General features: G+C 53.3%; 31 protein-coding genes and 6 pseudogenes. 11 read left to right on the top strand and 26 right to left on the bottom strand.

Features of this window, described 5'->3' with window-relative positions:
• Positions 1–702: 702 nt before the first annotated feature.
• Together G6M89_RS21100 and G6M89_RS22680 are read left to right on the top strand one after the other, a co-directional pair.
• Positions 703–933, top strand: coding sequence for a TrmB family transcriptional regulator (locus tag G6M89_RS21100; RefSeq protein WP_165163867.1), 231 nt, complete (start codon positions 703–705; stop codon positions 931–933).
• A gap of 24 nt (positions 934–957) precedes the next feature.
• The gene (locus G6M89_RS22680) at positions 958–1,092 is read left to right on the top strand and encodes a hypothetical protein (protein ID WP_255488606.1); all 135 of its coding nucleotides are present in this window, start codon (positions 958–960) and stop codon (positions 1,090–1,092) included.
• 496 nt (positions 1,093–1,588) lie between these two features.
• Here G6M89_RS22680 and G6M89_RS21095 read toward each other — a convergent pair.
• Positions 1,589–1,785 (bottom strand): annotated as a pseudogene (locus G6M89_RS21095) (hypothetical protein); the annotation flags it as partial.
• Between the two features lie 157 nt (positions 1,786–1,942).
• Here G6M89_RS21095 and G6M89_RS21090 point away from each other — a divergent pair.
• Together G6M89_RS21090 and G6M89_RS21085 are read left to right on the top strand one after the other, a co-directional pair.
• Positions 1,943–2,311, top strand: a complete 369-nt coding sequence (locus G6M89_RS21090) for an HTH domain-containing protein (RefSeq protein WP_165163866.1) — start codon at positions 1,943–1,945, stop codon at positions 2,309–2,311.
• 3 nt (positions 2,312–2,314) lie between these two features.
• The gene (locus G6M89_RS21085) at positions 2,315–2,704 is read left to right on the top strand and encodes a PIN domain-containing protein (RefSeq protein ID WP_165163865.1); all 390 of its coding nucleotides are present in this window, start codon (positions 2,315–2,317) and stop codon (positions 2,702–2,704) included.
• A gap of 37 nt (positions 2,705–2,741) precedes the next feature.
• On the opposite strand, the pseudogene G6M89_RS21080 reads toward G6M89_RS21085, so the two are convergent.
• The 5 genes and pseudogenes from G6M89_RS21080 to G6M89_RS21060 form a co-directional block, all read right to left on the bottom strand.
• A pseudogene (locus G6M89_RS21080) lies at positions 2,742–3,008 on the bottom strand (hypothetical protein); the annotation flags it as partial.
• Positions 3,009–3,497, bottom strand: a complete 489-nt coding sequence (locus G6M89_RS21075) for a hypothetical protein (protein WP_165163864.1) — start codon at positions 3,495–3,497, stop codon at positions 3,009–3,011.
• A complete protein-coding gene (locus tag G6M89_RS22495) occupies positions 3,497–4,036 on the bottom strand; it encodes an ArsR family transcriptional regulator (RefSeq protein ID WP_241175492.1) in 540 nt (179 codons plus the stop codon). Before G6M89_RS22495 ends, G6M89_RS21075 begins: the two co-directional genes overlap by 1 nt.
• A gap of 557 nt (positions 4,037–4,593) precedes the next feature.
• A complete protein-coding gene (locus G6M89_RS22175; RefSeq protein ID WP_206335660.1) occupies positions 4,594–5,106 on the bottom strand; it encodes a hypothetical protein in 513 nt (170 codons plus the stop codon).
• A 10-nt stretch (positions 5,107–5,116) separates the two neighbouring features.
• The gene (locus G6M89_RS21060) at positions 5,117–5,413 is read right to left on the bottom strand and encodes a UPF0175 family protein (protein WP_165163863.1); all 297 of its coding nucleotides are present in this window, start codon (positions 5,411–5,413) and stop codon (positions 5,117–5,119) included.
• 345 nt (positions 5,414–5,758) lie between these two features.
• Between G6M89_RS21060 and G6M89_RS21055 the strand changes: the two genes are divergently transcribed.
• Genes G6M89_RS21055 through G6M89_RS22675 form a run of 3 tightly spaced genes read left to right on the top strand, consistent with a single transcriptional unit; the run spans position 5,759 to position 7,327 of the window.
• Complete coding sequence (locus tag G6M89_RS21055) at positions 5,759–5,896, top strand: hypothetical protein (RefSeq protein WP_165163862.1); 138 nt, start codon at positions 5,759–5,761, stop codon at positions 5,894–5,896.
• The gene (locus tag G6M89_RS21050) at positions 5,893–7,212 is read left to right on the top strand and encodes a zinc ribbon domain-containing protein (RefSeq protein ID WP_165163861.1); all 1,320 of its coding nucleotides are present in this window, start codon (positions 5,893–5,895) and stop codon (positions 7,210–7,212) included. Before G6M89_RS21055 ends, G6M89_RS21050 begins: the two co-directional genes overlap by 4 nt.
• The gene (locus G6M89_RS22675; RefSeq protein WP_255488605.1) at positions 7,193–7,327 is read left to right on the top strand and encodes a hypothetical protein; all 135 of its coding nucleotides are present in this window, start codon (positions 7,193–7,195) and stop codon (positions 7,325–7,327) included. The genes G6M89_RS21050 and G6M89_RS22675 overlap by 20 nt, the downstream gene beginning before the upstream one ends.
• Positions 7,328–7,492: 165 nt before the next feature.
• On the opposite strand, the gene G6M89_RS21045 is transcribed toward G6M89_RS22675, so the two are convergent.
• The 6 genes and pseudogenes from G6M89_RS21045 to G6M89_RS21020 form a co-directional block, all read right to left on the bottom strand.
• Positions 7,493–8,899: an ATP-binding protein gene (locus G6M89_RS21045; RefSeq protein ID WP_165163860.1), complete on the bottom strand. Its 1,407-nt coding sequence runs from the start codon at positions 8,897–8,899 to the stop codon at positions 7,493–7,495.
• Positions 8,900–9,240: 341 nt separating this feature from the next.
• The gene (locus G6M89_RS21040) at positions 9,241–9,432 is read right to left on the bottom strand and encodes a hypothetical protein (protein WP_165163790.1); all 192 of its coding nucleotides are present in this window, start codon (positions 9,430–9,432) and stop codon (positions 9,241–9,243) included.
• Positions 9,405–9,572, bottom strand: coding sequence for a hypothetical protein (locus G6M89_RS21035; protein WP_165163859.1), 168 nt, complete (start codon positions 9,570–9,572; stop codon positions 9,405–9,407). Before G6M89_RS21035 ends, G6M89_RS21040 begins: the two co-directional genes overlap by 28 nt.
• Before the next feature lie 72 nt (positions 9,573–9,644).
• A complete protein-coding gene (locus G6M89_RS21030; RefSeq protein ID WP_165163858.1) occupies positions 9,645–10,103 on the bottom strand; it encodes a type II toxin-antitoxin system VapC family toxin in 459 nt (152 codons plus the stop codon).
• On the bottom strand, positions 10,100–10,471 hold the full coding sequence (locus tag G6M89_RS21025) for a helix-turn-helix domain-containing protein (RefSeq protein ID WP_165163857.1): 372 nt from the start codon (positions 10,469–10,471) through the stop codon (positions 10,100–10,102). The genes G6M89_RS21030 and G6M89_RS21025 overlap by 4 nt, the downstream gene beginning before the upstream one ends.
• Before the next feature lie 260 nt (positions 10,472–10,731).
• Positions 10,732–10,950, bottom strand: a pseudogene (locus G6M89_RS21020) (hypothetical protein); the annotation flags it as partial.
• 93 nt (positions 10,951–11,043) lie between these two features.
• On the opposite strand from G6M89_RS21020, the gene G6M89_RS21015 reads away from it, so the two are divergent.
• Positions 11,044–12,423, top strand: coding sequence for an ATP-binding protein (locus tag G6M89_RS21015; protein ID WP_165163856.1), 1,380 nt, complete (start codon positions 11,044–11,046; stop codon positions 12,421–12,423).
• Between the two features lie 461 nt (positions 12,424–12,884).
• Here the strand turns inward: G6M89_RS21015 and G6M89_RS21010 are convergent, their stop codons facing one another.
• Both G6M89_RS21010 and G6M89_RS21005 read right to left on the bottom strand, forming a co-directional pair.
• Positions 12,885–13,238, bottom strand: a complete 354-nt coding sequence (locus G6M89_RS21010) for a DUF86 domain-containing protein (RefSeq protein ID WP_241175490.1) — start codon at positions 13,236–13,238, stop codon at positions 12,885–12,887.
• Between the two features lie 111 nt (positions 13,239–13,349).
• Positions 13,350–13,601: pseudogene (locus tag G6M89_RS21005) on the bottom strand (zinc ribbon domain-containing protein); the annotation flags it as partial.
• A gap of 159 nt (positions 13,602–13,760) precedes the next feature.
• Here G6M89_RS21005 and G6M89_RS21000 point away from each other — a divergent pair.
• A complete protein-coding gene (locus tag G6M89_RS21000; RefSeq protein ID WP_165163855.1) occupies positions 13,761–14,285 on the top strand; it encodes a winged helix-turn-helix domain-containing protein in 525 nt (174 codons plus the stop codon).
• 676 nt (positions 14,286–14,961) lie between these two features.
• Here the strand turns inward: G6M89_RS21000 and G6M89_RS20995 are convergent.
• From G6M89_RS20995 to G6M89_RS20975, 6 genes and pseudogenes are all read right to left on the bottom strand, one after another.
• Positions 14,962–15,258: pseudogene (locus G6M89_RS20995) on the bottom strand (hypothetical protein); the annotation flags it as partial.
• A 3-nt stretch (positions 15,259–15,261) separates the two neighbouring features.
• Positions 15,262–15,690, bottom strand: a complete 429-nt coding sequence (locus G6M89_RS22925; RefSeq protein WP_394352383.1) for a hypothetical protein — start codon at positions 15,688–15,690, stop codon at positions 15,262–15,264.
• Positions 15,683–16,249, bottom strand: a complete 567-nt coding sequence (locus G6M89_RS20990; RefSeq protein WP_165163854.1) for a hypothetical protein — start codon at positions 16,247–16,249, stop codon at positions 15,683–15,685. The genes G6M89_RS22925 and G6M89_RS20990 overlap by 8 nt, the downstream gene beginning before the upstream one ends.
• A gap of 1,058 nt (positions 16,250–17,307) precedes the next feature.
• Positions 17,308–18,612 carry an RNA-guided endonuclease TnpB family protein gene (locus G6M89_RS20985; RefSeq protein WP_165163853.1) on the bottom strand — a complete coding sequence of 435 codons (1,305 nt, stop codon included), beginning with the start codon at positions 18,610–18,612 and terminating at the stop codon, positions 17,308–17,310.
• A gap of 257 nt (positions 18,613–18,869) precedes the next feature.
• Positions 18,870–19,484 carry a hypothetical protein gene (locus tag G6M89_RS20980; protein ID WP_165163852.1) on the bottom strand — a complete coding sequence of 205 codons (615 nt, stop codon included), beginning with the start codon at positions 19,482–19,484 and terminating at the stop codon, positions 18,870–18,872.
• On the bottom strand, positions 19,474–19,800 hold the full coding sequence (locus G6M89_RS20975; protein ID WP_165163851.1) for a hypothetical protein: 327 nt from the start codon (positions 19,798–19,800) through the stop codon (positions 19,474–19,476). Before G6M89_RS20975 ends, G6M89_RS20980 begins: the two co-directional genes overlap by 11 nt.
• A gap of 638 nt (positions 19,801–20,438) precedes the next feature.
• Here G6M89_RS20975 and G6M89_RS20970 point away from each other — a divergent pair.
• Entirely contained in the window at positions 20,439–20,762 is a 324-nt protein-coding gene (locus G6M89_RS20970; protein ID WP_165163850.1) for a DUF6516 family protein, read from the top strand.
• A gap of 31 nt (positions 20,763–20,793) precedes the next feature.
• Positions 20,794–21,243, top strand: a complete 450-nt coding sequence (locus G6M89_RS20965; protein WP_165163849.1) for a transcriptional regulator — start codon at positions 20,794–20,796, stop codon at positions 21,241–21,243.
• 257 nt (positions 21,244–21,500) lie between these two features.
• Here the strand turns inward: G6M89_RS20965 and G6M89_RS20960 are convergent.
• The 6 genes and pseudogenes from G6M89_RS20960 to G6M89_RS20935 form a co-directional block, all read right to left on the bottom strand.
• Positions 21,501–22,205 (bottom strand): annotated as a pseudogene (locus tag G6M89_RS20960) (hypothetical protein); the annotation flags it as partial.
• A gap of 3 nt (positions 22,206–22,208) precedes the next feature.
• Entirely contained in the window at positions 22,209–22,763 is a 555-nt protein-coding gene (locus tag G6M89_RS20955) for an archaellin/type IV pilin N-terminal domain-containing protein (protein WP_206335659.1), read from the bottom strand.
• A gap of 53 nt (positions 22,764–22,816) precedes the next feature.
• A complete protein-coding gene (locus tag G6M89_RS20950) occupies positions 22,817–23,362 on the bottom strand; it encodes an archaellin/type IV pilin N-terminal domain-containing protein (protein ID WP_165163848.1) in 546 nt (181 codons plus the stop codon).
• Between the two features lie 8 nt (positions 23,363–23,370).
• Positions 23,371–24,336, bottom strand: coding sequence for an archaellin/type IV pilin N-terminal domain-containing protein (locus G6M89_RS20945; protein ID WP_165163847.1), 966 nt, complete (start codon positions 24,334–24,336; stop codon positions 23,371–23,373).
• A 29-nt stretch (positions 24,337–24,365) separates the two neighbouring features.
• Positions 24,366–25,319 (bottom strand): archaellin/type IV pilin N-terminal domain-containing protein, encoded by a 954-nt coding sequence (locus G6M89_RS22700; protein WP_165163846.1) that lies wholly within the window; start codon positions 25,317–25,319, stop codon positions 24,366–24,368.
• A gap of 321 nt (positions 25,320–25,640) precedes the next feature.
• Complete coding sequence (locus G6M89_RS20935; RefSeq protein ID WP_165163845.1) at positions 25,641–26,201, bottom strand: homing endonuclease associated repeat-containing protein; 561 nt, start codon at positions 26,199–26,201, stop codon at positions 25,641–25,643.
• Positions 26,202–26,447: the final 246 nt, after the last annotated feature.

Genomic DNA, 26,447 nt, shown 5'->3' with positions numbered 1-26,447 from the left:
AGACGGCTAAAACCGATAACTCGTTATTAGTGATTGAATGTTTGATTAGCGTCACTTGCCGATAATATAGGTTTTATTTCATGTATTTGTTGTGTAGGTATCTGGATTGTATTATTAATCGGTTCGACGCATGTGCGCGATTTCAAAAATGCGTATATGTCTTTGATAAAGAACTCTACACAAATATGATATCTATCCTACAGTGATACTGTGAAAATGATAGTGATTCAATGTGAATGTATGTGTCTTCTGCTACAGCCCTTCAAGGACTCTCAACGAATGTGGTTGTATGACCGTACCGTCCAGAGTGACATCCTCCGAGCTGTTAATAACCCCGACTTCAAGGGTTGGGTATCCGCTCTTGCTCCACCAAACTCCAATCAATTCAGTCGATATACCCGCTGAGGGGATCGATTTTTCACACGGCCACCACAAAACCTCACCGCCTCACTTTTCACACTTAACGAAACAGCGCTATACAGCCGTTTGGGCCGTCACTCACTTCCGATCGGTGTTGCCTCGCGTCGGCGTTTCTCGTAGACGGTCCACGTATGCCTCTTTGTGAACCGCCTCGGAATCAAGCCCCGAGGCACTCGACCTATTCCGCCAGTAGACTTCCTCGACCAATTGATTGCGTCAAAAACCCCAGTTGCAGTGTCCTCGCTAACGGTCTATAGGAACGAATACAAATAGATACATACGATGCCGATCTCCAAAGACAAATTCCAGACGATTGATGAGGATGGGCCAACGTTGGATCTCGCCCCCGACACGACACAAGGGAAGGTTTACCAATTCCTCCTCGAGAACGCCGACAAGGCGTTCCGACAGCGGGAAATCGTCGACGCTGTCGACGTGCCACAGGGGAGCGTCGGGCCGACGCTCAATCGTCTCGAACAGCACGGGCTAGTCAACCACCGTGGTCAGTACTGAAAAATCGCCGACACTGAACACTCAGTGGCATCAGCTACCCACCACAGCGCCACCGCGGTTGACGCGAGAGACGGTGGGTTCTCCGACAAGGAAGTCGAGATGTGGATGGAAACCGCCGTTGAACCCATCACCGAGCGCGACAAGAGTGGGGACGCCTAGATGGCGTCACGAGGGGAGGGCGTGTGGGCGCCCGACCCGTTCAAACCGGGCGGCGGGAACCCAAGGCCGTGGTTAGTCGTGTCAGCCGACCGTCTACCCTATCCCGATGAAGAATCGATCGTCGTCGCGTTCACTACCCAGTCGCACCGCCCCGGCAGTTTTGCGGTACCGAGCGAGGCGAGCCTGGGGCACAAAGCAATGTCTTCCCGTGGTCAGTGGCAACGGTGAAAGACGACATCCACATCGCGGGCGTGCAGGGCGTTATACTATCTTTTAGGAACTTCAGTGACAGCTGTTGTCTTCAGGTTCACCTTCGATCCGTATCCCACATTGTGACCACCGACAACCACTCGAAAAACATACCGACCGGTAATGAACCCGCGTACAGCCGCGTACATCTGTGAGTTAGGCGTCTGAGAGAGTCAAACGGCCCGTCTCGAGGCCCTCTCTAACTGACTGTCCCCGGTCATCCGAGGACAGCAGGTGTCACCGGCTTCTACTCATCACCTGTCGTCTCTCCTGGAATCTCGGCGTCTTCGGGGATCACGAGACGACGCTTCGTGTACTCGAGACCAGCTTCTTCGCGTAGGTGTCGCTCACACCGGGTTTTCGCCGGCGGATCCAGTGTTTGAGGTCGCTCGCCTTGACGTACTCTTGGACTTCCTGTGCCACGCACTTCCACGGATTGTCGCCCGACCCTCGAGTCGATCACGATCCTCTTCGAGGTGGGCGATGTGCTCGTCTCGACTCGAGAAGCGACGGGCGCCCGAGACAGCAAGTACCAACTACGGCTGATTAAAACACTGCCTACGTAGGAACACTTTTCCTGCCCTCGTGTGTATAGATAGATATGGGAAAGCCGGGACCGACACCGGACGTCACACTCGAGGACGTTTTACACGTGTTTGATGAGCGCGATGATCCGACGGAGCCACTAACTGCCCCTGAGATTGCAGAAATACTCGGTTGTTCACGGCGAACGGTGCTTGAGAAGTTACACACACTCGAGGACCAGAGTACGTTGAGGGGGAAAACGGTCGGTAGCCGAGCCGTGGTCTGGTGGCGACCTGATGCTGCTACCGACGAGGAGGTGGCACCCGCAGAACCATTGCGTCAGATCGTCGGTATACTTGGTGATGATGCTGCGGACCGGGCGGAGGAGCGCTCCCGAGAGTGGAGAGAAGAGTTCAACCAGCAGATGGACGGGAAGAGTTCGTAGCTGATGATCCTCGATTCGACATTTCTGAATGATCTGGTCAGGGAGCACCCCGTTGCAGTCGACTTCCTTGAGCAATTGATTGGGTCAAAAACCCCGGTTGCTGTCTCGTCGCTAACGGTCTATGAGGTCGGGATTGGATTGCGGGGTGAATCCAAACAATATCAGAACCAGTTCGATACGATGATCGAAGAGATGGAGGTGGTCCCGCTTGGACCGAGTGAGTCCCGTCGAGCGATCCAGATCCAGGGCTCACTGAAAGATCGCGGCGAGCAAATTGGAGCGGTTGATATCCTTATCGCCGCTACAGCCGCCGAACGACCCGATTCAAGAGTTCTTACCCGGAATGTGGATGAGTTCAGTCGTGTTGATGAGATCAGCGTCGAAACATACTGATCCCGAGAGACTCCTGTGACAGCTGTTGTCTTCAGGGTCTCCTCCAATCCATGTCCATCCGAGCGAGTTGCTGAATTGGGAGGAGGTCGCCATAGGCTAACGAAACGTCACCGCGCTCGAGTGGGTCTGCCTGCTCGGGCAACCAGAAGTACTGTTGGCCATCGTCTCGTGATCTGCTCGAGGCGGCCCTCGGTGGCATCGACGGCATGCTCGTCGACGGTGTCTTCACGCAGGTACGCGCCGTTCTCGAGTTCGCGGCTTTGGAGTTCCGTACACGATTCTTATTTGCGGTGGCTTTGTTCATTCACCGAAGCCCAGCCGGTCGTTCGTCGTTCCACTTGACTGCAGTGACTGCATCGGGGAGTGATTCGAGTCTTTGCTCGACCACGTCGAGCGGGTGTGAGTCGATGAAGTCGGCTGGTTGATGGTCCACAGCTGTTGCGCTATCGCTCACTTGCAGGTGAACTGGTCCAAGATCGTCGTGCGTATCGTCCTGGTGCCATCCAACCAACAGTTGTCGTTCCGGTTCGATCCAGTTGAACCAGTAGTACTCGTACGGTTCGCCCGTCTGCAGTTGGAATCCGACTTCGATTCGTGCGATCGTCGTCGGATATGTTTTCTCATCTAGGAACTGTTGTGGGTTCACTGTGCCGACGACGCGGTACGGTCCAGCCTCCCGTGGTTCGGTGCGGCGTCGGTGAACGTCATCGAACTCGGCACTGATCCGATTGCGGATGCGATCGTGGAGCCGTTTGCTCTGTAGATTGGCTCGGTTCGCGAGAAAAACGACCATTAGGCAAACGAGGAGAAACTGTTATTTTTGGCTGAGGTAAGCTCGACGACATCGCCATACAGGTGGAGCGCATGTTTCACGAGCGCGAGTTCCGTGTTGACCGTCTCCCATGTAGCGATCACATTCCGCCGTTCGCGAAGTTCCGAAGCCGACAATTCCTCTTCGGCGAGTTGTTCCCGAAACTCCTCGAGTGAGCCGGCGTTGAATTCCGATGTTAACGCTTCTTGTTCGTCTTTCAACTCCGTGAGTTGCTCCTCTAACTCTTCCCGCGTATGCTCCTCAATGAGGGTGCTGACCTCGTCAAAAAGCATCCGAACTGGATTCACGTCGTATGCTTTTGCCCCATCAATTGTCGTTTCAATGACCCAGTCGTCATTTTCCATCCGCTGGAGTTCATCGTCCGCTGTTGTCCGTGACACCGCTGCCCGATCTGCGATTTCTTGGACAGGTGTTGGGTCACTTAGCGTTTCGGCGACTCCGCGGACTCGTTCACGGCCGCTCATCTGTTCTGTCCACCTCCCCTGATCTGATTCTCCCATATCCACCCTATAACTCGTGCGCTCAAATAATTTACTCCAGTCCAAATATATGAACACTATATCGGAGTCGGCCGATAAAGGGAAGTTCGTAACGATCTCCAGTGACAGCTGTTGTCGTCGAAATATCCTCTTCAACCCCCGTCCGTCACTATTCTCACCGACGACCACTCGAGTGACACACCAACCGGTAACCACCCCTCGTACACCCGCTGTCCTAGTGTGAATTAGGTTTCTGAGAGAGCCAAACGGCCTCTCTCGAGGCGTTCTCTCGCCCCCTGTCCCTAGCTGTCCGAGGACACCAACTATCATGGCTGATACTTATCTCCTGTTTCACCCGGAATTGCTGCGTCGGTGGGAAGCATGAACCGATGTTCTGTGTACCCGAGACCCGTTTTCCCGTAACACAGTCTATGGGGCCATCTTTCAATCTCGACCGAGAGCTTTAACCAACCACTCTATTATGCATTGGATCATATTATCTCGTGCATAATGATTAACCGCGATGAAGAGTTCCAGTGGCTCACCTCACACCTCACTCGGGATGAGCGCCAATTACACTACGAGAATTCATCAAACAACGATTCCTCGTCGGCAGCGGCGAATCGATAGCCATCGGCATGCTGGAGGTCGTCACGTATCGCCGTGAGTTCGTCGACGGTTTCGATTGCATCAACCCGGATTGCAGCTTTGAGAAACAGCGTGAGGTCCCAGACCGTCACGTCTCGTTGCTGACCGACCGTTCCGACATGAGCGTCGTCGGTAATGAGGCGTCGATTTCGTTCGGATGCAATCGCGAGACACTGCGCATCAGTCGTCGACAGGGCGTGATCTCGAAAATCGTCCGCAACCTGAAGTTCTGCTTGTGTCGGCGAAAGGACCTCCAACCAGCCATCGTTGTACGACTTTACCGACTCAATACGAGAGACGAATTCGTATCCCGAAGCCTCAGCTCGGTCAAGCTCACCGATAACCCCCGTCGGTGTGCCAACCGTCTCGAAGACCTCCGCTAACAGAGAGCAGCGCTCAATCTTCGCCAGCGCACTCAATACGTTGTTATCGACGATCGTCATCGACACACCACTACCCACTGAACTCGTTGAGTTCGCGTTCGCGATCGGCAGGGTCCAAAAACCCGGCTGACCGATCGATACCGCGGTCGGTGAGTTCATCTTTAAGCCGTTCAGTCGACATATCTGCCAACTCAGCCGCTCGATTGAGACTCACATCTCCCGTCCGGTACTTTTCGATTGCAAGCGACGTTCGGAGTTCTGGCCGCCGCCGCAGCAGTTCTCGAACCGCATCCTCGAGAACGTCGTCGGTGTCGTCGTAGCCACCGACTGCCGCAATCGTCTCGACGTCATCCGCAAAGTGAGACATTAGGTAGTCGTACGGCTGAGTCACAAATAAACACTGGGACGGATCAAGTAGTTATTCGACGTTATTTGGTGTGTTGAGATTGCGTGACATCCTCCTCGCCGTAAACGGCGAGGCTTCCCACGCATGGAGAATACCAGTTAGTCGTCGCTGGCAGAGGGTTCCGACTCTTCGTAGGCCGTGAGCGTCATCTGCGCTGGTACGCTATCTTCTTGCAGCGAGAGAATCCCGCCGTTCACGGCGGGCGTGAATCGCGTCACTCCACTACGTAAACCACGAGCGACAGCCCTCTGAATACCCAATGCCGACACGAACCTTTAAGGTACGAGAAAACGTACCTAAAAACGGATGCGAGTTGATATCGCCATCAACCGTGGAAGCGACCTCCACGAACGAGTCAAAGAATATTCCCGAGAGAACGGTCTGCGAATGGACTTCGCATACGCCGAACTCATCGAACAAGGACTCGACGCTGCTGAAGAATGAGTGAAGAGTGCAAGACGCTCGAAGCGTACCTTGCCCCACCCACCCAGCACAAGCAGCGTAAGCTCCATGATGAACATGATCGATACGAATCGTTGCTCCGTCGCAGCTTCAATGGCGAGTGCGACACGATGACTGCGGTCAACGAGATCGTCACTGGTGAAGACCTCAACTACCACTCCAAAAACGCACTCAAACAATACGTCCCAAACCTGCTCGATGAGGACACGTATGATGCGAAGCAACTCGCAGACACCCATCCAATCCGCTACGCAAACACCGCAGCCGTCTTCGACCACGACGACGACCGACACCACGAAGTCTGTTGGGAAGTCCCGCTCCCCGGTCGCGGGACAAATTTCTGGATACCACTCCAATTGAACCCCGAACAAGAAGACTGGTGGCACTCACTGATCGACGACGAAGACGACAGCGTGTGGTCGGGCGAACTCCGCCTACAACGCGACGGTGACAGATGGGTGTTGCATGTCACCGCGAACTACGAAGTCAAACCAGACCACTCGTGTTCGTGTGACAGTGACGACGTGACCCCTGTCGGGTTCGACGTGGGTGAATCCAAACTCTTGGTGGGCTGTGCCCTCCGGGACGACACGCCCGTTGACCCGTTGTTCGTGGATGGTGGCCGCGTCCGACACCTCCGACAGAAACAAGCCAGTACTGAAGACCGGTTGAAACCACGATATGCGTCGGACCTCTTGGACGATCTCGTGTGGGGGCGGTGGCAAGACGCCATCGAAGACGAAGTAGAGAAAGCCTCATATCGGGCCGTCGAATACACAACCCAGTTCGAAAACCCGGTCATCGTCCTTGAATACCTCGACGGTATCACCGACGAGGACATCGGGAAGTACTGGAATCGACGCCTCGGTAAGTGGCTGTTCTCCCGCTTACAGTCACGAATCGAAGATAAGGCAGCGGAACACGGGATTCCTGTGGAATACGTGCATCCGCACCACACGTCGAAAACGTGCCATACGTGTCAACATGTCGGGTACAGACCGCATCAAGGCACGTTCAAGTGTACGAATGAGAAGTGTTGGGTGTCGGAATATCAGGCGGATTTGAACGCAGCAGCGAATATAGCCAATCGGCTAAATCCGTGGGGAGAGAGCCTGCCTTGGAAATCGGCAGACGATGACTCGCCACAGAGCGGGGGCCAGTGGCAGGCTCACCAAGACACGCCACCGAGTAAGGAACTCCCGTCCGAGAGGCGGGCTTCCGATGACAAGGTTTCGTCCAGCTCACCAGCAGTGGGAGCGGGGACGGAGCCGGAGACCGGTGACGCGCACACGTCTTGAAACCTCAATCCAGCACCTTGCTGGTATTCCACCTGCGGTGGAAGCCCCGGCGTTCACGCCGGGCGAGGATGTCACACCGGTCAACCGAACGGCTGATTTGGCGTGGCTTGATTGAAACAAATGAGGTTGATTTGCTGCATCCATCCTCTGTATGCAGCAGGCGGATTTTGACAGTGATCATAGAGATCGATAGCTACTCCGGTACCTGCTTGCCCTGTACTTACAGCTCGTCGGGCAGTCACAGAAATGCAAGGAGGAAGCCCACGACTTCAGTCGTGGGTTACTGACTCTCAAGAATAGCAACGATATCAGATAGATCGAAGAGACGAAGATCATCACGCTCGTCTGCAGCTTCCTCGACGGAGCGTTTGAATCCAGAACGGCTGAACAAGGCGAATTCATACGTCGGCTCACCACCTCCAATGGGCGTCCAGTCGATGTGCTCCACGTCGCCTTCGAGATCCGTGAGCACGTCATAACCAAGGGGGGTGTTGGTAAATTTCGCTTCGCCAGCGATCAGCGTTGACTCGTCAGTTGGTGCGACGACATCTACCTCCCGGCCCTTGTACCACCACTGACTTGGCACCTGTGTGAGCTGGTAGTCTGCATAGAGCGCCGGTACCGCCTGGTGACAGAGCGATTCGAACGTTTCGCTGACGAAGTCGGGCAATTCCGGTTCGATGAGATCCGCGTAGGCGTTCTCGCCGTAGAGTTCGTACTGTCCCCCGCGGCCGTAGAGATACCGGAAGTAAAACCGGAATACGGGATCTCGAATCTGGTACCGAGTCCGCTTGCTGCGCGCTGGGTCGGCGAGCGCCGGATGGTGTTTCTCGATGATCTGGAGTGTTTCCAGCCGGTCGAAGTAGTACGATGTGTTGGTGCTCTCGATGCCGGCTCCCTGGGCGATCTCGTTTCGACTGCGGCTCCCGCTGGCCATCGATTCCAGTACGGAGAAATACGTGTTCACCTCGTTGAGCTCCATCTGGAGGACGGTTTCGGGCTCGTCGTGGAGTGGACCATCCGGGTCGCACAACAGCCGCGTGATGTTTTCTCCGAGACTCTGTGATGGATTGAGAGGGCTGAGATATCGGGGTGTGCCGCCGAAGACGCCATAGACGAACACCCGTTCTTCGGGATCGTACGTCGGCACGAACTCTTGGATGGAACGAAACGGCAGCTGGGTGAGTTCGAGGCGGCCATTCGGTGTCTGGGATACCCGGCCGTAGAGTGGCGCACCGCCATCGAGGACGTGGGTATGAATCATGCCGATTGCAGAGCCTGTGAGTACGAGCGTCGCCTGACTCTCCTCGACAGCTGTATCCCACAAGTGTTGAATGACCGATGGAAGTCCCTCATTCGATTCAATGAGGTACGGGAATTCGTCGATGACGATGATGGCGTCTCTGTCGGTGAGATACGTTAAGAGTGGTTCCCATTCCTCTTTGACAGCAGTGATGTCTGGATAGGTCGTCGCTGCTGCCTCGACGAATCGTCTGAGCTGTGTCGTCGCTGTTCCTTGGACTGCCTGATAGTACACGGCATCGTCGCGGTCGACAATCGATTGGCGGACGAGTTCGCTCTTGCCGATCTGGCGGCGCCCATAGATAATTGCGAGTTCTGCAGCGTCACTCTCATAGAGGGCCTGCAACCGCTCGAGTTCATCGATACGATTGACGAACTGGTCCATACTTCTAGTCGTGGTAGGAGATACATATGTGCTCCGGAGTTACGAGCAGAACTATAATAGTCTGAACTATAATAGCCGAAACTCTAAATACTCCTCCAAGAGTGAGTGGTTGATAAGTTGGAGTCTCCAGAGACAGCTGTTGTCTTCAAAATCCACTCCAACCCCTGTCTCTCAGTCCGACCACCGACGACCACTCGAGCGACACACCCACCGGTACCCACCCCTCGTACACCCGCTCTCGTGCTGTGAATTAGGTTTCTGAGAGAGTCAAACGGCCCCTCTCGAGGCGTTCTTTCACCCCCTGTCCCCGGTCATCCGAGGACAGCAGGTGTCACCGGCTTCTACTCCTCACCTGGAATCTCGGCGTCTTCGAGGATCACGAGCCGACGCTCAGTGTACTCGAGGCCGTTCTTGCGCTCTGTCTGTTTGCGAACGGCTACTCGATGCTTCGAGAGATCGAGTGTAGGCAAGCGGGACTTCGCCTCGCTCGAGTGAATCTGCCTGCTCAGGCAACCGGAAGTACTGCTGGCCATCGTCTCGTGATCTGCTCGGGGTGGCCATCGGGACCGTCAACGGCGTGTTCGTCGACGGTCGCTTCACAGAAATGCAAGGAGGAAGCCCACGACTTCAGTCGTGGGTTACTGACCTGTGTTGCCTCGGTTGTCTCGACCATACCGAGACAACGACCGCAACGATAATCGTGGCTTGGCTACTTCAGCAACTACTGTGAAGCCGTGGGTGGATGTCAACCACATCGAGTGCCTTCTGCCGTATCGGCCGGAACGACAGTGAATCCTAGCGTATGGAAATCGTCTGGATCAAATGTGAAGACATGTTCAATCTCGTATTCACGAGCGAGTGCACCGCCAAGGTGATCGAAGAACGCGATTTCTTGGTCATCGTAGTCGACGAACCGCTGGTTTGCCGCGTCGAATATGTCTTCAGTCATTGGAACCACATTGATGGTCTCTGAGGCCCGGAGCTCCTCGATCGTCGAGACAGCGTGGTAGTGGCTTTTCCGGTAGAGGATCACGGTCGCGAGCTCAGCAAGAACGTACCGGCTCGTGAAGATCGGTCCGTATTTACCAGCCTGAATCGCGTCGAACACAGCTGAAGCTCGAGCATGGTTAGCGTCGTCTTCGACATACGCCGCGTAAAATCCGCCAGTGTCAATAAAGAGTGGAGTTGGTGTCTCCTGGCTCATGCCAATTCAGCGTCACCGTAGAGGATGTCATCGATGCGTTCGGAGGTAGTGGTCGGCTCTCCTGCCTCGAAGGTCTCGCGATCAAACAGTGGGTCGTCTGGGTTGACGTCACTGATCAGTGCTTCGCTCGCCTGCTCACTCTCGGTAGAGAGCCACCATACGACAGCTCTCCCTCCAACCTTTGATCGCTCGAGAACGCCATCGTCGGAAAGATGTTGGAGTCGTCGGTAGGCTTGCGAACGATCGATACCGAACTGATCGCTGATTGACTGTGCTGTCTGGATTGGGCGATCCTCGCGAGCAATGAATGCAAGGATCTCCTCATCCGTTACCGTCGATGAATACTCACCTCGATCATTCCGACTCATGTAGCTCACTACGTAGTGTACCGGTATAACTCTGTGCACTACGGCTCACAGCGTTCCGGTGACAGCTGTTGTCTTCAGAGTCCTCTCTAACCCCTGTCTCTCAGTCCGACCACCGACGACCACTCGAGCGACACACCCACCGGTACCCAACCCTCGTACACCCGCTCTCGTGCTGTGAATTAGGTTTCTGAGAGAGTCAAACGGCCCCTCTCGAGGCGTTCTTTCACCCCCTGTCCCCGGTCATCCGAGGACAGCAGGTGTCACCGGCTGTTACTCATCTCCTGTTCTACAGAGATACAGCGAGAGTGCCTTGGGGCTTGTTCCCGAGGCGACTCACCCGGAATTGCTGCGTCGGTGGGAAGCATGAACCGATGTTCTGTGTACTCGAGGCCGTTCTTCCTCTCTTGACGCTTCCGAACGGCAATGCGATGCTTTGAGAGGTCCAGCATCGCGTCGATCACTCTCGAGACGAGTTTGTCCGTAACGCAGTCTGTGGAGGTCATCTTTCGATCTCGACCGAGGGCTTTAACCAACCACTTTATTATGCATTGGATCATATTATCTCGTGCATAATGATCAACCGCAACGAAGAGCTACAGTGGCTCACCTCACACCTCGCTCGGGATGAGCGCCAATTACTCGTCGTATATGGCCGGCGTCGTGTGGGGAAAACGACACTGGTATCCAAGGCTCTGGAAACGCTCGAGATGCAGTCTCTGTATTATCTCTGTGATCAGCGTGGCTCAGCTCACAACGCTGCGCAGTTTGCTAGTCACTGTGCGGCGGTTTTTGACGACATCACCCCTAACGTTGATGGGTTTGTTGATGCATTCCAGTATCTCAAAAACCGAGTTGATGGACCATGTGTTGTTGCTCTGGATGAATTTTCGTATCTCGTTGAGGCTGACGAGACGATCTCTTCTGTGTTTCAAACTATTGTCGATGAGGTACTCGCAGGCACGGAGATCTCCCTTGTTCTTCTCGGATCTTCAATCTCGGTGATGGAAGAGGGTGTATTGAGTTACGAAAGCCCGCTGTACGGTCGACGAACCGGCCAGTGGGAGTTAGCTCCGCTCTCATTCGCGGACATGCGGGCGTTTTTTCCGGACGATGATATTGATACGCAGATCCAAGCCTACAGTGTACTTGGTGGAATTCCGGCATATCTGGAGCAGTTCGATCCTGATCACTCACTGCTGGCGAATATCGAGACACACATCCTCTCAAAGGGAGCGTTCCTGTATGAAGAACCAGAATTTCTCTTACGGCAAGAGCTCCGAGAACCGGCAACATACATGGCCATCCTCGAGGCAATTGCTGCGGGAGCGACCCGTGTGACAGACATCGCGAACACGATCGGAAAAGATGCCAGCGGTATCTCTCGGTATCTCAAAAACCTCTCGAAGCTAGCGCTTGTTGAACGAGAGACACCAGTAACTGATCCAGACGGGCGTGGCATATACCGGATTGCAGATGATTATCTTCGGTTCTGGTTCAGGTTTGTCGCTCCAAATCGGGGAACACTCGAGCAGGGGCAAACGGAAGTAATTCGAGACTCGCTTGCCGATTCACTCCCGAAGCATACGAGTCAGACGTTTGAAATTGTGTGCCAACAAGCAGTCCAGACACCGGCATTTCCGGTTGACTGCTCTCGTGTCGGTCGATGGTGGTACAAGGAGGAAGAAATCGATGTCGTTGGACTCGATTCACAGACGAATACGCTACTACTCGGCGAATGTAAGTGGACTACTTCTGCTGTCGGAACCAGTTTGCTAGCCGATCTCGAGTCACTCGAGGAAGACGTTCGATGGCAGGGTGATGATCGTACCATTGCGTATACCCTGTTTTCGCGTTCCGGGTTCACAGATGAATTGGAAACGCTTGCAACGGAACGTCCGGACCTCTATCTGTATACGCCAGAAGAGCTCGCCGCTGTTTTTGCGTCCGGGTGACGTTCCCAGCTCTTTGTAGAACACAGAGCGACGAGTTCGAGACTCCAGTAACAGCTGTTGTCCTCGGAATCTCATCCAACCCCTGTCTCTCAGTATGACCACCGACGACCACTCGAGCGAGACACCAATCGCTAACCAATCCTCGTACACCCACGTGCATCCTGTGAGTGAGGCTTCCTCGAGAGTCATGCAACCTCTCTCGAGCCGTCCACAAACCTACTGTCCCCGGTCACCCGAGGACACTATTGTTACGCCTCGCCTCCTGATCCACCCGGAATCTCGGCGTCAGCGGGGAGGATCAGCCAGCGTTCGGTGTACTCGAGGCCGTTTGTCCGTTGGGTTCGTTTGTGGACCGCGAGGCGGTGATTCGAGAGCTCGAGGATCGCGTCGATGGTTCTCGTCGTAAACTTTCGTGAGAGCTGGCTCGAGTGGGGTGGCCGATCGTCACGAGCCGTACTACGCTATTGATTTCGAAACCACGCTGCGATTTCCTGCTGAAATCGATCGATCCATTCGAGATCGTCCTGTAATACATCGTACACCAGATCGTGATCGACATCACCGTATAGGTGCGCGAGGTGGTTTCTAAATCCAACCGCATCTGCGAGCTTCGAGCCGGTTTCAGTGGAAATAATCTCGGCGTCGACCAGCGCTTCGATTTCTTCGCGAGAGGTCTCGGTATTGCCGAGGCCCTCTGCCGCTCGGATGTGACTCGCCAGATCGATACACGACTGAATTGCGTTCATCAGCGATCGCTCGACAGCACGTTGGAGCACGATATCATCGAGGTACGTCGCTTTGGAGACATCCTGCATCTCCTTGCACTCGTTGTATACTGGTTGATCAACTCGAGGCGATCGACAACGACGTCATCGTCGACCATCAGACGTTCCCCTCGGCAAGTCGATCGGTGAATCGCCTCGGGGTTAAGCCTCGAGGCTTCCTGTTTCTACGACGCGCTTTGCAGACATCTGAGTGGTGTCCGTAGGGAACGCAGTCTCCACAGGCGTCGATTCGGGCCATCCCAGCCCTAACTCAGAAAAGCCGCGTTGCAGGACATTCATCGCCGCATTTGCATCCCGGTTACACTCGAACCCACAACTCGGACAGGAGTGTTCCCTGACCCAGATGGGTTTCTCTGTCTCCACACCGCACGACGCACACTCTAGCAGCGAGCCGAGAGGGCAGCGAAGACGTCGTTGCATGCAGCATCTCGTCGTCCATCTTTGCGAGTTGCTGAATCGGCAGCAGGTCCCAATACGCGAGTGATTGACTGCCGAAGTTCATATTTCTGGATTGGAGATGACTTTATTGGACTGGAGTGCGTAACTCTCTATATGGACAAAACAAAACGTGGTGTGGATGCATGGCGGGAGCACACAACGGCTTTCGATAGGGTTCGATCGATTGCAGAAGGTGTTGACCGTCCTCGGACAGCGAAGTATATTGCAGAGGAAGCTGCGGTTTCTAAGACGACAGCCCATGAGCACCTCAAGCGTCTTGCTGAAATGGATATCATCCGGCCAGTAGATGGAGAAGATGCAACGCGATATGAACCTGATCCACTTTACGCTCGGTTCAGGACACTTCGACGTCTCATCAACGATCATGACCACGAAGAACTTCTGGAACTCAAATCAGATCTCCAAGAAAATATTGAGGGGTTCCGGGAACAGTACGAGGTCGGCTCACCGGAAACGTTGCGGGAACAGGCGGCAGAAACTGAGTCATCGACGGAAACAAGAGAGATCATCAGGGATGCCAGTGATTGGGAATTGGCTCTTTACCATCTCTCGATCACTAACGATGCAATCAACAACTACAGTGAATATGCAGACTTGGATAACCGCCTTCACGCTTGAATATGTATGTTTTCGACGGGGGTCATGATTCTCGCCAGATAGCACATGAAGCACTACGACAGATCCGCAGGGAGCTTAATCGCCATCCTGTCATGAGTGTTAAGGGGCTTCCCCACGATACTCTTCATACCGAATTGAGAGCAGAAATTGAACCATCACACATTGGAACAGATACTCCGAGTGGAACACTGACTGTCCGGTGGTTCGTAACTGAACCGAATGACCGTCCTGAATTCATTTTCCACTATTCGGACGAGTCAGGGTTCGATTGTGGGTGGCATCATCACAAACAGGATCACGTAACCGGGTGGGGTCATTACCAAGAGCGGGAGTCTGGGACTGATGATTACTCGTATCAAAGGTTCCAGTTTGGTAGTCAAGAGCCAGCACGGGTTGTGTGGGAAATTCTCGACGAACTTCAAGCGCATCTTCAAGAGTGAGTCGTCGACAAGTTGGAGTCTCCAGTGACAGCTGTTGTCTTCAGTATCTCCTCCAACCCTTGTCCTTCAGTGTGACTACCGACGACTACTCGAGCGAGACACCCACCGGTAACCACCCCTCGTACACCCGCTCTCGTGCTGTGAATTAGGTTTCCGTGAGAGTCAAACGGCCTCTCTCGAGGCGTTTTCTCACCCCCTGTCCCCGGTCATCCGAGGACAGCAGGTGTCACTGGCTTCTACTCATCACCTGTCGTCTCTCCAGGGATCTCGACGTCTTCGGGGATCACGAGCCGACGCTCCGTGTACTCGAGGCCGTTCTTGCGCTCTGTCCGTTTCCGGATAGCCACCCGATGCTTCGAGAGATCGAGGATAGCGTCGATCACCCTCGAGACCAACTTTTTCGCATAACTCTTGCTGATGCCAGGCTCTTGCCGGCGAATCCAATGCCTGAGATCACTCGCCTTGAGGTACTCTTGGATGTCCTTGCAACCGGTCTCCCAGGGATTGTCGCCGACGCTCGGGTCTGCTCGAGCTCATCATTCCCAGAACGAGTGAATTCGCTCATCCAACTCCGATAATACATATGAAATCACTTCCCGCCAATCGCTAGCGAACGCTGTATCTTCTCTAGGTGTTGGCGCATCTGGCGGCGGATGAATATGTTCTCGGTCGTTGTGACTGTTCGGATGCCTATCCCACCGACACTCCCACGTTTCCCTATCACGGTACTGCTCCGAATAGTGTACATTGAAATCGTCCGTCTCGAACCAGCGAATACGAAGATACGCACGCTCAACATCCCGCGGAAAATACCCGTCATCAAAATCTGCCACTACAGCGTTCGGTGCATACGCAGGCCGATATTCAACACTTGAGAACCGAGCGCTGCTGCGCAACCGCCGACCAATTCGCTCTAGGACGTCACTATCGATACCGCCAATGTCATCTGATTCTCCCTCAGGCATTGACTTCCCCAGCGCGTCCACTCGACAGATCATCACGGCGTGCCGCATCTAGCAATGCCGCCCGTTTCTCGAGCGTCTTCCAGGTAGATACCGCCTCCCAGACGTCCTCAATAGCTCTTTCACGGCTTTCATCAACCAGCGACACCTCACTCGGAGACGTCGCATCGAAGCGTTGGCGGTATTCCTCAGTTGCGTCAAGCGTGTCTTTGAGTTGCTCGACGATCTCTGCTTCCGAATACTGTCCGCGAATCTGCTCGATCCTGCGCCACGTCAGATACGAATTATTCCGCTCGTACCGCACAGGTCGACCGGACAGTTCACGGACCATTCCCATCTCCGTAAACCACTCCAGATAATCACGCGCGGTCTCCGTATCACAATCTGCACGTTCAGCAATCTTTGATACCTTCGTCGGCTCCCGCAACTGCATTACGACATCAAGCAGCCGCTCTCTCGTTGGCTTCCCCGCTAGCAACTCTTCAGGAGATTCCCAGGCATCGAAATCAGGCGGCTCTTCGTCCTCACCGGGTATTCCATCAGGCGTATCAGTTATTTCCATATACTCACTAACGGGGTACTCTGTCATATATCCACCGTGCACAGAATTATTTCAGTACACAGGTGAGGCCTCTTCTTGCTACATTGGAGTTCAGGACGAGTGGCTCAGTCTTCATTGACATCCACAATCACCTCCCTTCCATTCCCGTTGTCCGCTTTCCAAATTAGTTGGCAAGTAGGCTTAATATGGATCGTTCCTATTTTTGAAATGGCAAGGGGGTGGGGGATTGTCGTTGCCACCGGCATCCGTGCGAAGACATCACCCCCTTGCCCACGCACCACCGAAGATGGCGCTCAGCCGTCTTCGAGAATCCCACCTTATGCAGACGACACTCGAGTCCGTCAATGCCAGCCAGAGGTTTGCTGCGAGCCGTGTGGGCAGGGTATTCACCATCGTTCGCAACATTTTGCCATCTGTTCGTGCTAATTTCTGAATCGGTGGAAGGTTGCCATACGCGAGGGAGACGCCACCGTGGTTGAGCGAGTCCGTATTCTCAGGCAGCCGGTAGCACTGCTGGCTATCAACTTTTGTCAGCTGCCGACGTTAGCCGCAGGAGAATGTCAATTGCTGATGTTCGGATTTGGCCACAGAGAGATCACCAGTAAAAATTTATAGCGGGACAGGCTAGGTAGGAGCGATGAAAGAAGAGGGCCTCTCCATAGCACGCGAACACCGTGAAGCGAACAGTGATTTCTATCTCGCTATGGGTCGTGCTGAATACGCAGATACAATGGAATCTGTAGAATCTGCAGAATAGTACTATCTACAGCATTTGGCGGGCGTAATTAAGGACTTGTCGAAGATGATGTTCTGGTGGGTCATGTCTCTGAGAGCCATCGTCACACAGTAACCGAAAATACCGATGCCAAACACCATAAAGGGCATCACGTTTCCAAAGAGAGTCAAATCTGACATTGCTGAAGAGATGGCGGGCGATTTTCGATTCTAGTACCACGCGTTTAATATTTGGACCGACTGGCAGTCGCTCACCTGTTAATGTATTATGTGACATCCTCCTCGCCGTGAACGGCGAGGCTTCCCGACCGCAGTTGGGATATTTATGGTTCGCAGTTGCTCGCCTGTTGAGCGAACATCCCCTGTCCACAGCTGGGGTCGTGTTCTCCACGACGGAACAGGTTGACTACTGGACGTGCCACACGCCCGCTACTCCTATCCTCGGATGACCGAGGACTCAGAGTTACCTTTTCTGCTTGGTCTAACCGAAGTCGAATGTTCTCCGCACCATTCGAGTCGGCGTTCATCACGGCTCCACACCCTTGACAGACGTACAAGCCACGCTCTACACGATTAGCGTCTCGTTTCTCCCCACAACACGAACACGTCTTCGACGTGTCTCGCTCGCTCACTACAACTACGGTGATGCCTTTGGCTTTCGCCTTGTAGGTGAGCAAGTTCGTAAAGCGGTCGAACGCCCATCCGTGCAAGCCTTCGTTGCCACGGTCGCCCCAATTGCGGGGCTCACCTGTCTCGTCGTCTTTACGGATACCTCCGAGGTTGCCGACAGCAATTGTTCCGATACCTCGTTCAACACACTCGGATACAATGTGTTTCGTGACGGCGTGCAAGTAGTGTGACCGACGCTCAGATCGCTTCTTACGGAGTCTTAAGGCTTTGTTCGACCGTGACGAATTGCACTTCGCTATCTCCTTGGCGAAATACCGTTCGTCGGTCTTTAGAAGGTTTCCCGGATACAACTTGTGGCCTCCCGTGGAATACGAGACGGCAGCGAAATTCGAGATCCCAAGGTCGATCCCAGCAGTTTCGTCGCCAGGAGAATCAGCCTCTATCTCGTGCTTGCAGACGATGTGAAGTTCCCATTCGTCTCCATTCCAGACCGCTTTCACTTGACGAACGTTCTCGACAGTAACATCTGGTCGGGTTTCGATCTCGCAGAGGATGAAATCAGACCAGTGCTCTTTGAGATTCCGACCTTTCGAGAGACGAATCCGATTGTTTTTGCTGTCGTGTTTGAAACCGTCTTCTTTGAACGTCACCGTCGACCGTGGGTGGTCATCACCACTTTTGCGATACTTCGGTGGGTTTGCGCGGTCGTCCCCGTTTCGGCGTTTGGCATACCAACTACCGAACGCTTCAGCGAGTTCTTCAATGACTCGCTGACTCGACTGAGAATTGAGGTCGGCGTAGCGTTCGTGGTTCTTCAAGTATGCCTTGAGCGGGCCATCCTCGGGGATTATTCCTGTTTCGTTCCAGATTCGGTCGCACGTCCAGCGTGCGATGTTCCAGAGCTTCGAGGCGGCAAACCCTAGCGAGTCCAGATCACTCTGTACCTGTTGCTGATTTTGGATGGAAGCAACAGAGGTTCGAGTGACTTGAATCGCCATACATAGTCTATGTAGATAATCCTACTTAATGATGTGGATTGGTCTTGAATATCCGGCCTGCTATTGACGGTCGACTGTAGAGGGATTGTCGGATTCACGCCCGGCGTGAACGCCGGGATTCTCTCCTCGTAGAAAGATAGAAAAGGCCGACGAATGACCATACACTACACGTAATATCGAGTTTCACTAACGCAGATAACGGAGTCGATCTGGTGCGTGTTACATCTGTACTGATCAGATGAACACGATTTGTCGGATCAGCTTGGTGGAAGAGCATCATCATATTCGCCGTCAAGGATTTCGGAACAATCGACGGGGATACTAGTCCACGCGTTCTTCACAACCTCGTACCCGGTCCACCCTTCTGCCTGAATCATCTCCACGGTTGCCTCGCAGAATTCAGGCTTTTCGATGAGGTCGTTGTCAAGTAGGATGTAGAGGAGATACGGTGGTCCGACAACGTCAATGTCGTACGCGTTGTCGTCAATGAGACGCCGAATTGACCGTCTCGCAGCTGAGTCAAGAACCGTTACGATCTGACACGAAGAAGCATGCTCAGAAAGTTCTTGCTTGAGCGATTGCTCGCCTGCGTCTGGTCCATGCAGGCGGGGAACGACAGTGACGCACGACCACGGCGACGAATCCTCGTCTAGATGTTCAAGAACACGTTGGCTCCCTCGTTTCAAGTGGTGCTCACGGCTGCCCTCAGGCGGGTATTTGTTCGAGCTGACGTGGTTTTGAAGTTCGTGCTTGCAGACGTTTGTCGTTGTAAGGTGGATCGCGTCTTTCAGCAGTTCCCACTGAGTGGTGTTCGCAACCGCGATCAAGGAACTCGTATCAGCCAGTATCGGATAGCGAGCCTCACTCGCCATCGCTGCCCGTCAAGAATCCAGACGTGTCTCGTTCCATAGCCGCCTCGAACGACTCTTTCTCCTCTTCCATCCTATCGAGTTTCTCACCGAGAAGGACACGGGTCACGTCCTCACTGATCTCACCACGACTGTATCGTTCGTACACCGCAATCCTGTCTTGTTCATCTAATGACTGTCGGAGCATTTCGACCAGGCCGACGCGGGCGAGTTCGCTCACGTTGACGCCACCGATGTGGATCTCATCGAGGAGTTCCGCGGCCTCTTTTTCGGCTCCGGCACGGAACTGAATCGTCTTGTCATAGCTTGATCCGCTCATACATTGACGTTCGATGTGAAGAGGCATATATGTTATGACGCGTACTTACTTGTCATTACAAGTGGCCAAAAACGTAGCACTACCATACAGGTCTCCCTCTCTCAAGGGGTGCATATGAGGTAGAGATCGGGTAGAACCATTATGATCTAATGAAATAAGGGAAAGCTAGTGAACTCGTCCAATGAAAATTTGAACGGTAGCTCGCTACGGTGGATGAAGAGTTGAGTTAGCGATTTTCGACATAGACAACACTGAACTGGTCGACTAACTGTTCGTTGGTGTCGGTCGTGTTGGTGAATGCAGACTCCGTGTCGTGTATTCGGCGAACCGTGGCTGGTTAGCGCACGCTGCTAACCGGATCGGCAAGCTGTCTACGCTGGCTTCTACCGGTCCGAGTGACTGCTGTCGTGGGGTTAGTGATCGACAGTTGGACGGATCTGGTCTAGAACGACTACTTGGCGTCTCGATTCGAACTGTGGCCCGGATGCCGACGGCGACGAACGGTCCCTTTTGGGTCGGTGGTGGCCGAGAGTGTCTCGCGGATTGTTGTATGGTGATTTGATTGGACATACAAACACACCTAATGTTGGTTCTTATCCCAACATTCATGGTGTTGGGCCGAGATCCAACAAATAGGGATGGTCGGATACACGGTACTGTACGAACAGCGCCATATCGAAGCGGGAGTGATTGAGAAAGTCAAAATCGGATATGCAACCGATATCGAGACGTACCCATCCGGTGACCGGTACTCAATGCATATCGGCACGTTCGACGGAATGACGCTACTCCGCTACGATAACTCCCACGAAGCGACGAAAGGCCATGAAAAGCACACTGCTGCCGGTGACACGACTATCGACTACCCCGGTTTGGAATCACTGCTGGTGCAGTTTTATTCCGAATCGGACGCCTACTGGAAGGAACTTGAAGGCGCTGACGGGCCTGATCGCTCGTTCTGAACTAGACCCGGCCATCCACTATACCACACCCATGCCATCCACACTCCACATCACTGTCGGCAACCGCGAACAGATTCGTGAGGACGCACTTGAGGTCGCTCGAGTGATCGATAGCGCTGACTCACCCGAAGATATTGAGGACTCGGTACCGAAGCATCTCACAGATCGGTCCGTGCTCCAGTTTGGGAGCTACGACGATCTCTACGAACATCTGTCCCCGCTGCGGCTTGAGCTCATCCAGGCAATCGTCAAGAATGAGCCATCGAGCATCCGCGATGCAGCTCGCACTGTCGATCGGGATGTCTCTGATGTCCATGCAGATCTGCAGCGACTCGAAATGCTCGACGTCGTCGAGTTCGATGAGGGCGGTCGCGGCGGCGCGAAGAAACCCATCGTCCCGTACGAACGGATCGAGATGCACATCGACTACCCGCTCGTCGACGACGATACTGATGCTGACGCTGCTGCTAGTGCAGACTGATGCCAATCTTTCTTAATGAATCTGAACGGTGAGTGAGGCGCTCCAGTGACAGCTGTTGTCTTCAGAACAGCCTTCAACCCCTGTCTTTCAGTGTGACCACCGACGACCACTCGAGCGAGACACCCACCGGTACCCAACCCTCGTACACTCACTCTCGTGCTGTGAATTAGGTTTCTGAGAGAGTCAAACGGCCTCTCTCGAGGCGTTTTTTCACCCCCTGTCCCCGGTCATCCGAGGACACCAGGTGTCACCGGCTCCTACTCATCACCTGTCGTCTCTCCTGGAATCTCGGCGTCTTCGGGGATCACGAGCCGACGCTCCGTGTACTTGAGGCCGTTCTTTCGCTCCGTTCGTTTTCGGATAGCCACCCGGTGCTTTGAGAGATCCAACAGCGCATCGAGCACCCTCGAAACCAACTTTTTCGCATAACTCTTGCTGATGCCGGGTTCTTGCCGGCGGATCCAATGTCTGAGATCACTTGCCTTGAGATACTCAGCAATGTCCTTGCAGCCGGTTTCCCAGGGATTGTCGCCGACGGTCGGGTCTGCTCGAGCCTGCCAGAGTTTTGCGGCCAGCCGTGTGGGCAGTGCGTTCGCCGTCGAGCGTAACATCTCGTCGTCCATGCGCCCCAACTGTTGAATCGGCAAGAGGTCTCCATACGCTAACGAGACTTCACCTCGCTCGAGCGGGTCTGCCTGCTCAGGCAATCGAAAATACTGCTTGCCGTCGTCTTTCATGATCTGCTCGAGGCGACTATCGGCGACGTCGACGGCATGCTCATCAACGGTTTCTATGCGCAGGTGTGCGCCTTTCTCGAGTTCGCGGCTTTGGAGTTCCCCAACCCGGTCTTTGTTCACATTCGCTTTGTTGAGTGCAGCCGTCGCGAGGCTTGTGGTCTCGTCCTCGAGGAACTTGATGCGGTCTTCGAGGTCGGTTGTTCGCTCTGCGAGGCGATTACGATCGTTTCAGAGTCGAATTGTTTCGCCCTCTTCACCGTTGAGGCTGGTCGGCACGGTGAGTTCCTGACTGATTTGGGCTCCATCATGAGTGTAGATTGTAATCACTGCGTCATCACCGGGTTCGAGTGGTTGGACTTTTTCCTCGAGGTCAAGGGTGATCGTCCCACGATCGGAACTGTCCTCGAGTATCGTTCCCTCAGAGCCGTCAACAGCGACATGTTCGCTTTTGATATGGGCGTGTTCGCTTGGTCCGAGATAGTCAATGATGATATCCCCGAGGTCGATGGAGTTCGATCCAGGTCCTAAACTGACAGTCATATCGACCTCCTCGATGTTTCCATCTTCATTGATGGTTCCGACCGCGGTATATACGCTCAGTGTGTTTGCTATCTGTGCCGTACTTTCTTGTCCAGTTACTTCGGCTTGTGACTGAAGGACGCCAGCAGTGTTCACTAGGACACCCGCCGCGACAACGGCAACGAGCACCATCGCTACGAACAGGATGAGTGTTCCAATACCTGCTTGCGCGCGTCTTTCTTCGTCAGAAGCCGATTTCCACATTGTCTATCTCAAAAAATTACCGGGGACATCACTGAGGCGTTGCTTACAGCTGATTAGAGGTGAACGTCTCCGTCATCATCATCATCAATGACGGTTGGGACGTTCCACTCTACAGTTGTTTGTCCGCCATCATTGATGGCAAACATGAGCGTTGCGTCATCACCTGCTTCGAGATCACCATCGATATCCTCGATTGTGATCGTTCCACGGTCGGCCCCAGATTCCAACACCGTTCCATCATTTCCGTCTATGATGTCTTCATCAACCTCGATATATTGTTGGCCGTTTGGCCCATTGTAATCGATTACAATGTTCTCGAGATCGATTGGCCCGGATCCGGGCGCAAGCCCGACTGATATTTCGACCTCCTGAATGTCACCATTGTCGAGATCAGCAATCGACGAGTGGACATTGAGGGTGTTCGAAACCTCAGCTGTGCTTTCTTGCCCGGTTGCTTCAGACTGAGACTGGAGTTGGTCAGCCGTATTGATCAAGACGCCTGCCGCGATTGCTGCGACAAGGACCATCGCGATGAACACGATGAGCGTCCCGATTCCGACTTGACCTCGTTGATCGTTCTCAGCACTTCTTCCCCACATCAGTTATATTAGAGCGTCACCGCATCATCCGTCAGCGTGGATGGAGCCATCAGCACTTCGACCGTCTGGGCACTGTCTGCAGTGGTAATGGTGAACGTTGCATCATCGCCTGCGTAGATCGGTGAGAATTCACCATTGAGGTCTAACTCAATCTGGAGATTGTCATCCGACTCGAGAACTGCGTTCCCGTCCGCGTCAATCTCGTTGTTCTCCATGTCTAAGATGTAGAGATCATCGAGATCCTCTGCAGTCCCTCGAACAGTATCTTCGCCAACGTATTCGTACGTCGCTGCGTTCAGGTCAACTGCATCCGCACCTGGGCCGAGTGATACCATCATCGAGACGGTGTCAATTCTGTCGTTGACTCCGTTATCGACTGCTTCGTAGTTGCTCTCGAGTGTGAAGTCATCTGAACTCTCGTCTACCTCGACAATATCGATAGTGACTGTTTCACCCTCCTCGTGGTAGTCTTCTGGCAGTGCAATAATCAACTCATCATCTGCGTCATCATAGTCTCCATTACTCGCAGTCTCTACTAGAATTTCTGTCTCGCCAGTCAAGTCGAGTTCTTCGAAGTCTCCTTCCTCAATCAATGAATCATCTGTTTGAACATCTTCACTAACAACTTCAGAGCCATCCCCACCTTCATCTGTGATGGTTATTGTAACTTCATCATCAGCATCATCTTCAACCACATCGTCCTCATTATTGAATGCAAGGTTAACATTTTCTACAACTTCATCAGGCTCAGCCAGCTGATTCACCTCACCAGTAGCTGAGCTGATGTCCACGACGTTCGAGACCTGTGCCGTACTTTCTTGACCTGTTGCCTCTGCCTGCGACTGCAGCAGACCAGCAGTGTTGATCAGTACACCTGCCGCGATCGCTGCGACAAGCACCATTGCGATGAACACGATGAGTGTACCGATACCCACCTGACCGCGCTCTTCTTCGTCAGTTACTTTTTCGAACATTTTATTTAGTTATTGTTTTATCCGTGTTTTTAGAGTGTGACTGCGTCATCAGTCAGCGTCGACGGTGCCATCAGCACTTCCACTGTCTGAGAACTGTCTGCTGTGGTGATAGTGAACGTCGCATCATCACCAGCATCGATTGGCGTGAACTCTTCGTGGCCAAGGTTCAATTCAATCTGATATTCGTTATCTGACTCGAGCACTGGACTGATGTCATTGTGTTCGAGGCTTTCACCGTCAAGTTCCTGAATATCGAGATCATCGAGTTCTGCTGCAGTCCCTCTCTGCGTGGTATCTCCAACGTACTCGAAGGTTGCAGACTCGAGGTCAACTGCATCTGCACCAGGACCGAGTGACACCATCATCGAGACGGAACTGACCGAGTCGCCGACCTGAGCATCTTCATTCTCGCTTACCAGCTCGATCCCATCGACATCTCGGTCTTCACCGGTTAATCCAATTACAATCTCGTCCGAGTTTGTATCAACGTCGTTGAGATCAACAGTGGTTACGAAGTTTTCTGGATCCTCGTCGTTATGGTCAAATTCGACTACGACTTCTTGACCCCATCTGAGGTCCTCTTCGTCAATGTTAAAGTCTCCATCCAGATTATTATCTGAGAGGTCCACTTCGGAATCTGGAGACTCATCGCTTGCGTCATTGTCATTGATTGTAACAGTGACTTCATCGTCACTATCAAGACTAACGTCTTCTAGCTTATCGATTTCAACCGAGATATCACCAAAGTCGTTAATATCTCCATCTCCAACTACTTGACCAGTAGCTGAATTAATATCGACAACGTTTGAGACCTGTGCTGTGCTTTCTTCACCTGTTGCCTCTGCCTGCGACTGGAGCAATCCAGCAGTATTGATCAGTACCCCTGCGGCAATCGCTGCGACAAGCACCATCGCGATGAACACGATGAGTGTACCGATACCCACCTGACCGCGTTCTTCTTCGTCTGTGATTCGTTCGAACATAGTGTTGTGTTTGCGTCCGGTTCCAGTTTCGAAGACACCTATGCCTTCACTGGGAACTGCCGGAGCGTATCAGTTGATTCGACTATTATAGCTTAAATCTATTCGCCGATTTTGACATGTTGTATTTAACTCTACTTGCCGATGGCCCTCTGGCTGCTGGTCGAAATCAAAATAACCATTGGTTTCATATCCGAAAATCTGCGTGTATTCAACCCATGGACGGGGTAATGCTTTCTTCGACTATTCGTTTGTCATTGCAACATCTAGCGAATGATTAGGCTTCAGAAATAAACGAAAGTAGATATGTACTCGGGCTTAGAATTAGTTACTACGCGTATGGGTGGGGTACTCAATTCCTGCTTCATCGAGTGCGTCATCCCAAGATCCGAATCGCTTCCGGTATGTTCCAATACTATGTGCTCCGTGTTCGTTCATATCGGTTGTCGTGGGGGTCCGACCAAGCGTCTCTGCGAGTCGGTTTAACTCTCCAAGTAACGTTTCCTTTGGAATATACCCTTCGCCACTTGCCTCGAGGCCAGCTGCATCCAAGGCTTCATCCCATGACCCGAACCGGTCTGTGTACGTTCGGTTGTGGAATTCCCCGTCGCTAACCATTTCATTTGCAGCCGGTATTCGCCCAAGATCGTCGGCTAATCGATTGAGTTCCTCCAGGAGTTCCTCATCCGTGACTCGGCGTTTGCGAGATGCCTTGAGATTAACCTCATCAAGTGCTTCACTCCACGATCCAAACCGTTTGTTGTAGGTCAAAGCGCTGTATTTGCCGTGCTCGTTCATTTCTGTCGTAGTTGGTGATCGGTCGAGATCATTGGCAAGTCGTCGGAGTTCCGCAAGGAGATCTTCGCGCGGGATCTTCTGGGGCATATCGGGAGATTGACCCCACAACCTGCTAATAGTTTTCGGGTACTATTCCAGATGCTGTTCACCCACCTCACTCCACGTAGTTGACCTCCTCACGCACCTAAAGTCGCGAAAAGCTCACCATAGGAGTTCAGGACGAGCGGCTCGGTCTTCATTGACATCCACAATCACCTCCCTTCCATTCCCGTTGTCCGCTTTCCAAAATAGTTGGCAAGTAGGCTTAATATGGATAGTTCCTTTCTTTGAAAT

The organism is Natronolimnobius sp. AArcel1, from assembly GCF_011043775.1.
In the GTDB taxonomy this organism is placed as follows: Archaea; Halobacteriota; Halobacteria; order Halobacteriales; family Natrialbaceae; genus Natronolimnobius.
The sequence above is the reverse complement of the archived record's forward strand: the minus strand, read 5'-3'. Positions and strand labels throughout refer to the sequence as shown.

What these genes read in the sequence shown, in the direction of transcription:
- G6M89_RS20950 (WP_165163848.1), bottom strand. Translation starts at nt 23,362, where the DNA reads ATGTGGGGAAGAAGTGCTGAGAACGATCAACGAGGTCAAGTCGGAATC.
- G6M89_RS21090 (WP_165163866.1), top strand. Translation starts at nt 1,943, where the DNA reads ATGGGAAAGCCGGGACCGACACCGGACGTCACACTCGAGGACGTTTTA.
- G6M89_RS22495 (WP_241175492.1), bottom strand. Translation starts at nt 4,036, where the DNA reads ATGGGAGAATCAGATCAGGGGAGGTGGACAGAACAGATGAGCGGCCGT.
- G6M89_RS21030 (WP_165163858.1), bottom strand. Translation starts at nt 10,103, where the DNA reads ATGAGCCAGGAGACACCAACTCCACTCTTTATTGACACTGGCGGATTT.
- G6M89_RS21010 (WP_241175490.1), bottom strand. Translation starts at nt 13,238, where the DNA reads ATGCAGGATGTCTCCAAAGCGACGTACCTCGATGATATCGTGCTCCAA.
- G6M89_RS21060 (WP_165163863.1), bottom strand. Translation starts at nt 5,413, where the DNA reads ATGTCTCACTTTGCGGATGACGTCGAGACGATTGCGGCAGTCGGTGGC.
- G6M89_RS21075 (WP_165163864.1), bottom strand. Translation starts at nt 3,497, where the DNA reads ATGGTCGTTTTTCTCGCGAACCGAGCCAATCTACAGAGCAAACGGCTC.
- G6M89_RS20945 (WP_165163847.1), bottom strand. Translation starts at nt 24,336, where the DNA reads ATGTTCGAAAAAGTAACTGACGAAGAAGAGCGCGGTCAGGTGGGTATC.
- G6M89_RS20975 (WP_165163851.1), bottom strand. Translation starts at nt 19,800, where the DNA reads ATGAGCGGATCAAGCTATGACAAGACGATTCAGTTCCGTGCCGGAGCC.
- G6M89_RS21085 (WP_165163865.1), top strand. Translation starts at nt 2,315, where the DNA reads ATGATCCTCGATTCGACATTTCTGAATGATCTGGTCAGGGAGCACCCC.
- G6M89_RS21040 (WP_165163790.1), bottom strand. Translation starts at nt 9,432, where the DNA reads ATGGCCAGCAGTACTTCCGGTTGCCTGAGCAGGCAGATTCACTCGAGC.
- G6M89_RS21055 (WP_165163862.1), top strand. Translation starts at nt 5,759, where the DNA reads ATGCGAGTTGATATCGCCATCAACCGTGGAAGCGACCTCCACGAACGA.
- G6M89_RS20965 (WP_165163849.1), top strand. Translation starts at nt 20,794, where the DNA reads ATGCCATCCACACTCCACATCACTGTCGGCAACCGCGAACAGATTCGT.
- G6M89_RS21025 (WP_165163857.1), bottom strand. Translation starts at nt 10,471, where the DNA reads ATGAGTCGGAATGATCGAGGTGAGTATTCATCGACGGTAACGGATGAG.
- G6M89_RS20985 (WP_165163853.1), bottom strand. Translation starts at nt 18,612, where the DNA reads ATGGCGATTCAAGTCACTCGAACCTCTGTTGCTTCCATCCAAAATCAG.
- G6M89_RS21035 (WP_165163859.1), bottom strand. Translation starts at nt 9,572, where the DNA reads ATGGTCGAGACAACCGAGGCAACACAGGTCAGTAACCCACGACTGAAG.
- G6M89_RS21045 (WP_165163860.1), bottom strand. Translation starts at nt 8,899, where the DNA reads ATGGACCAGTTCGTCAATCGTATCGATGAACTCGAGCGGTTGCAGGCC.
- G6M89_RS22925 (WP_394352383.1), bottom strand. Translation starts at nt 15,690, where the DNA reads ATGCCTGAGGGAGAATCAGATGACATTGGCGGTATCGATAGTGACGTC.
- G6M89_RS20980 (WP_165163852.1), bottom strand. Translation starts at nt 19,484, where the DNA reads ATGGCGAGTGAGGCTCGCTATCCGATACTGGCTGATACGAGTTCCTTG.
- G6M89_RS22175 (WP_206335660.1), bottom strand. Translation starts at nt 5,106, where the DNA reads ATGACGATCGTCGATAACAACGTATTGAGTGCGCTGGCGAAGATTGAG.
- G6M89_RS20955 (WP_206335659.1), bottom strand. Translation starts at nt 22,763, where the DNA reads ATGTGGAAATCGGCTTCTGACGAAGAAAGACGCGCGCAAGCAGGTATT.
- G6M89_RS21050 (WP_165163861.1), top strand. Translation starts at nt 5,893, where the DNA reads ATGAGTGAAGAGTGCAAGACGCTCGAAGCGTACCTTGCCCCACCCACC.
- G6M89_RS21015 (WP_165163856.1), top strand. Translation starts at nt 11,044, where the DNA reads ATGATCAACCGCAACGAAGAGCTACAGTGGCTCACCTCACACCTCGCT.
- G6M89_RS20990 (WP_165163854.1), bottom strand. Translation starts at nt 16,249, where the DNA reads ATGGAAATAACTGATACGCCTGATGGAATACCCGGTGAGGACGAAGAG.
- G6M89_RS20970 (WP_165163850.1), top strand. Translation starts at nt 20,439, where the DNA reads ATGGTCGGATACACGGTACTGTACGAACAGCGCCATATCGAAGCGGGA.
- G6M89_RS22700 (WP_165163846.1), bottom strand. Translation starts at nt 25,319, where the DNA reads ATGTTCGAACGAATCACAGACGAAGAAGAACGCGGTCAGGTGGGTATC.
- G6M89_RS21100 (WP_165163867.1), top strand. Translation starts at nt 703, where the DNA reads ATGCCGATCTCCAAAGACAAATTCCAGACGATTGATGAGGATGGGCCA.
- G6M89_RS21000 (WP_165163855.1), top strand. Translation starts at nt 13,761, where the DNA reads ATGGACAAAACAAAACGTGGTGTGGATGCATGGCGGGAGCACACAACG.
- G6M89_RS20935 (WP_165163845.1), bottom strand. Translation starts at nt 26,201, where the DNA reads ATGCCCCAGAAGATCCCGCGCGAAGATCTCCTTGCGGAACTCCGACGA.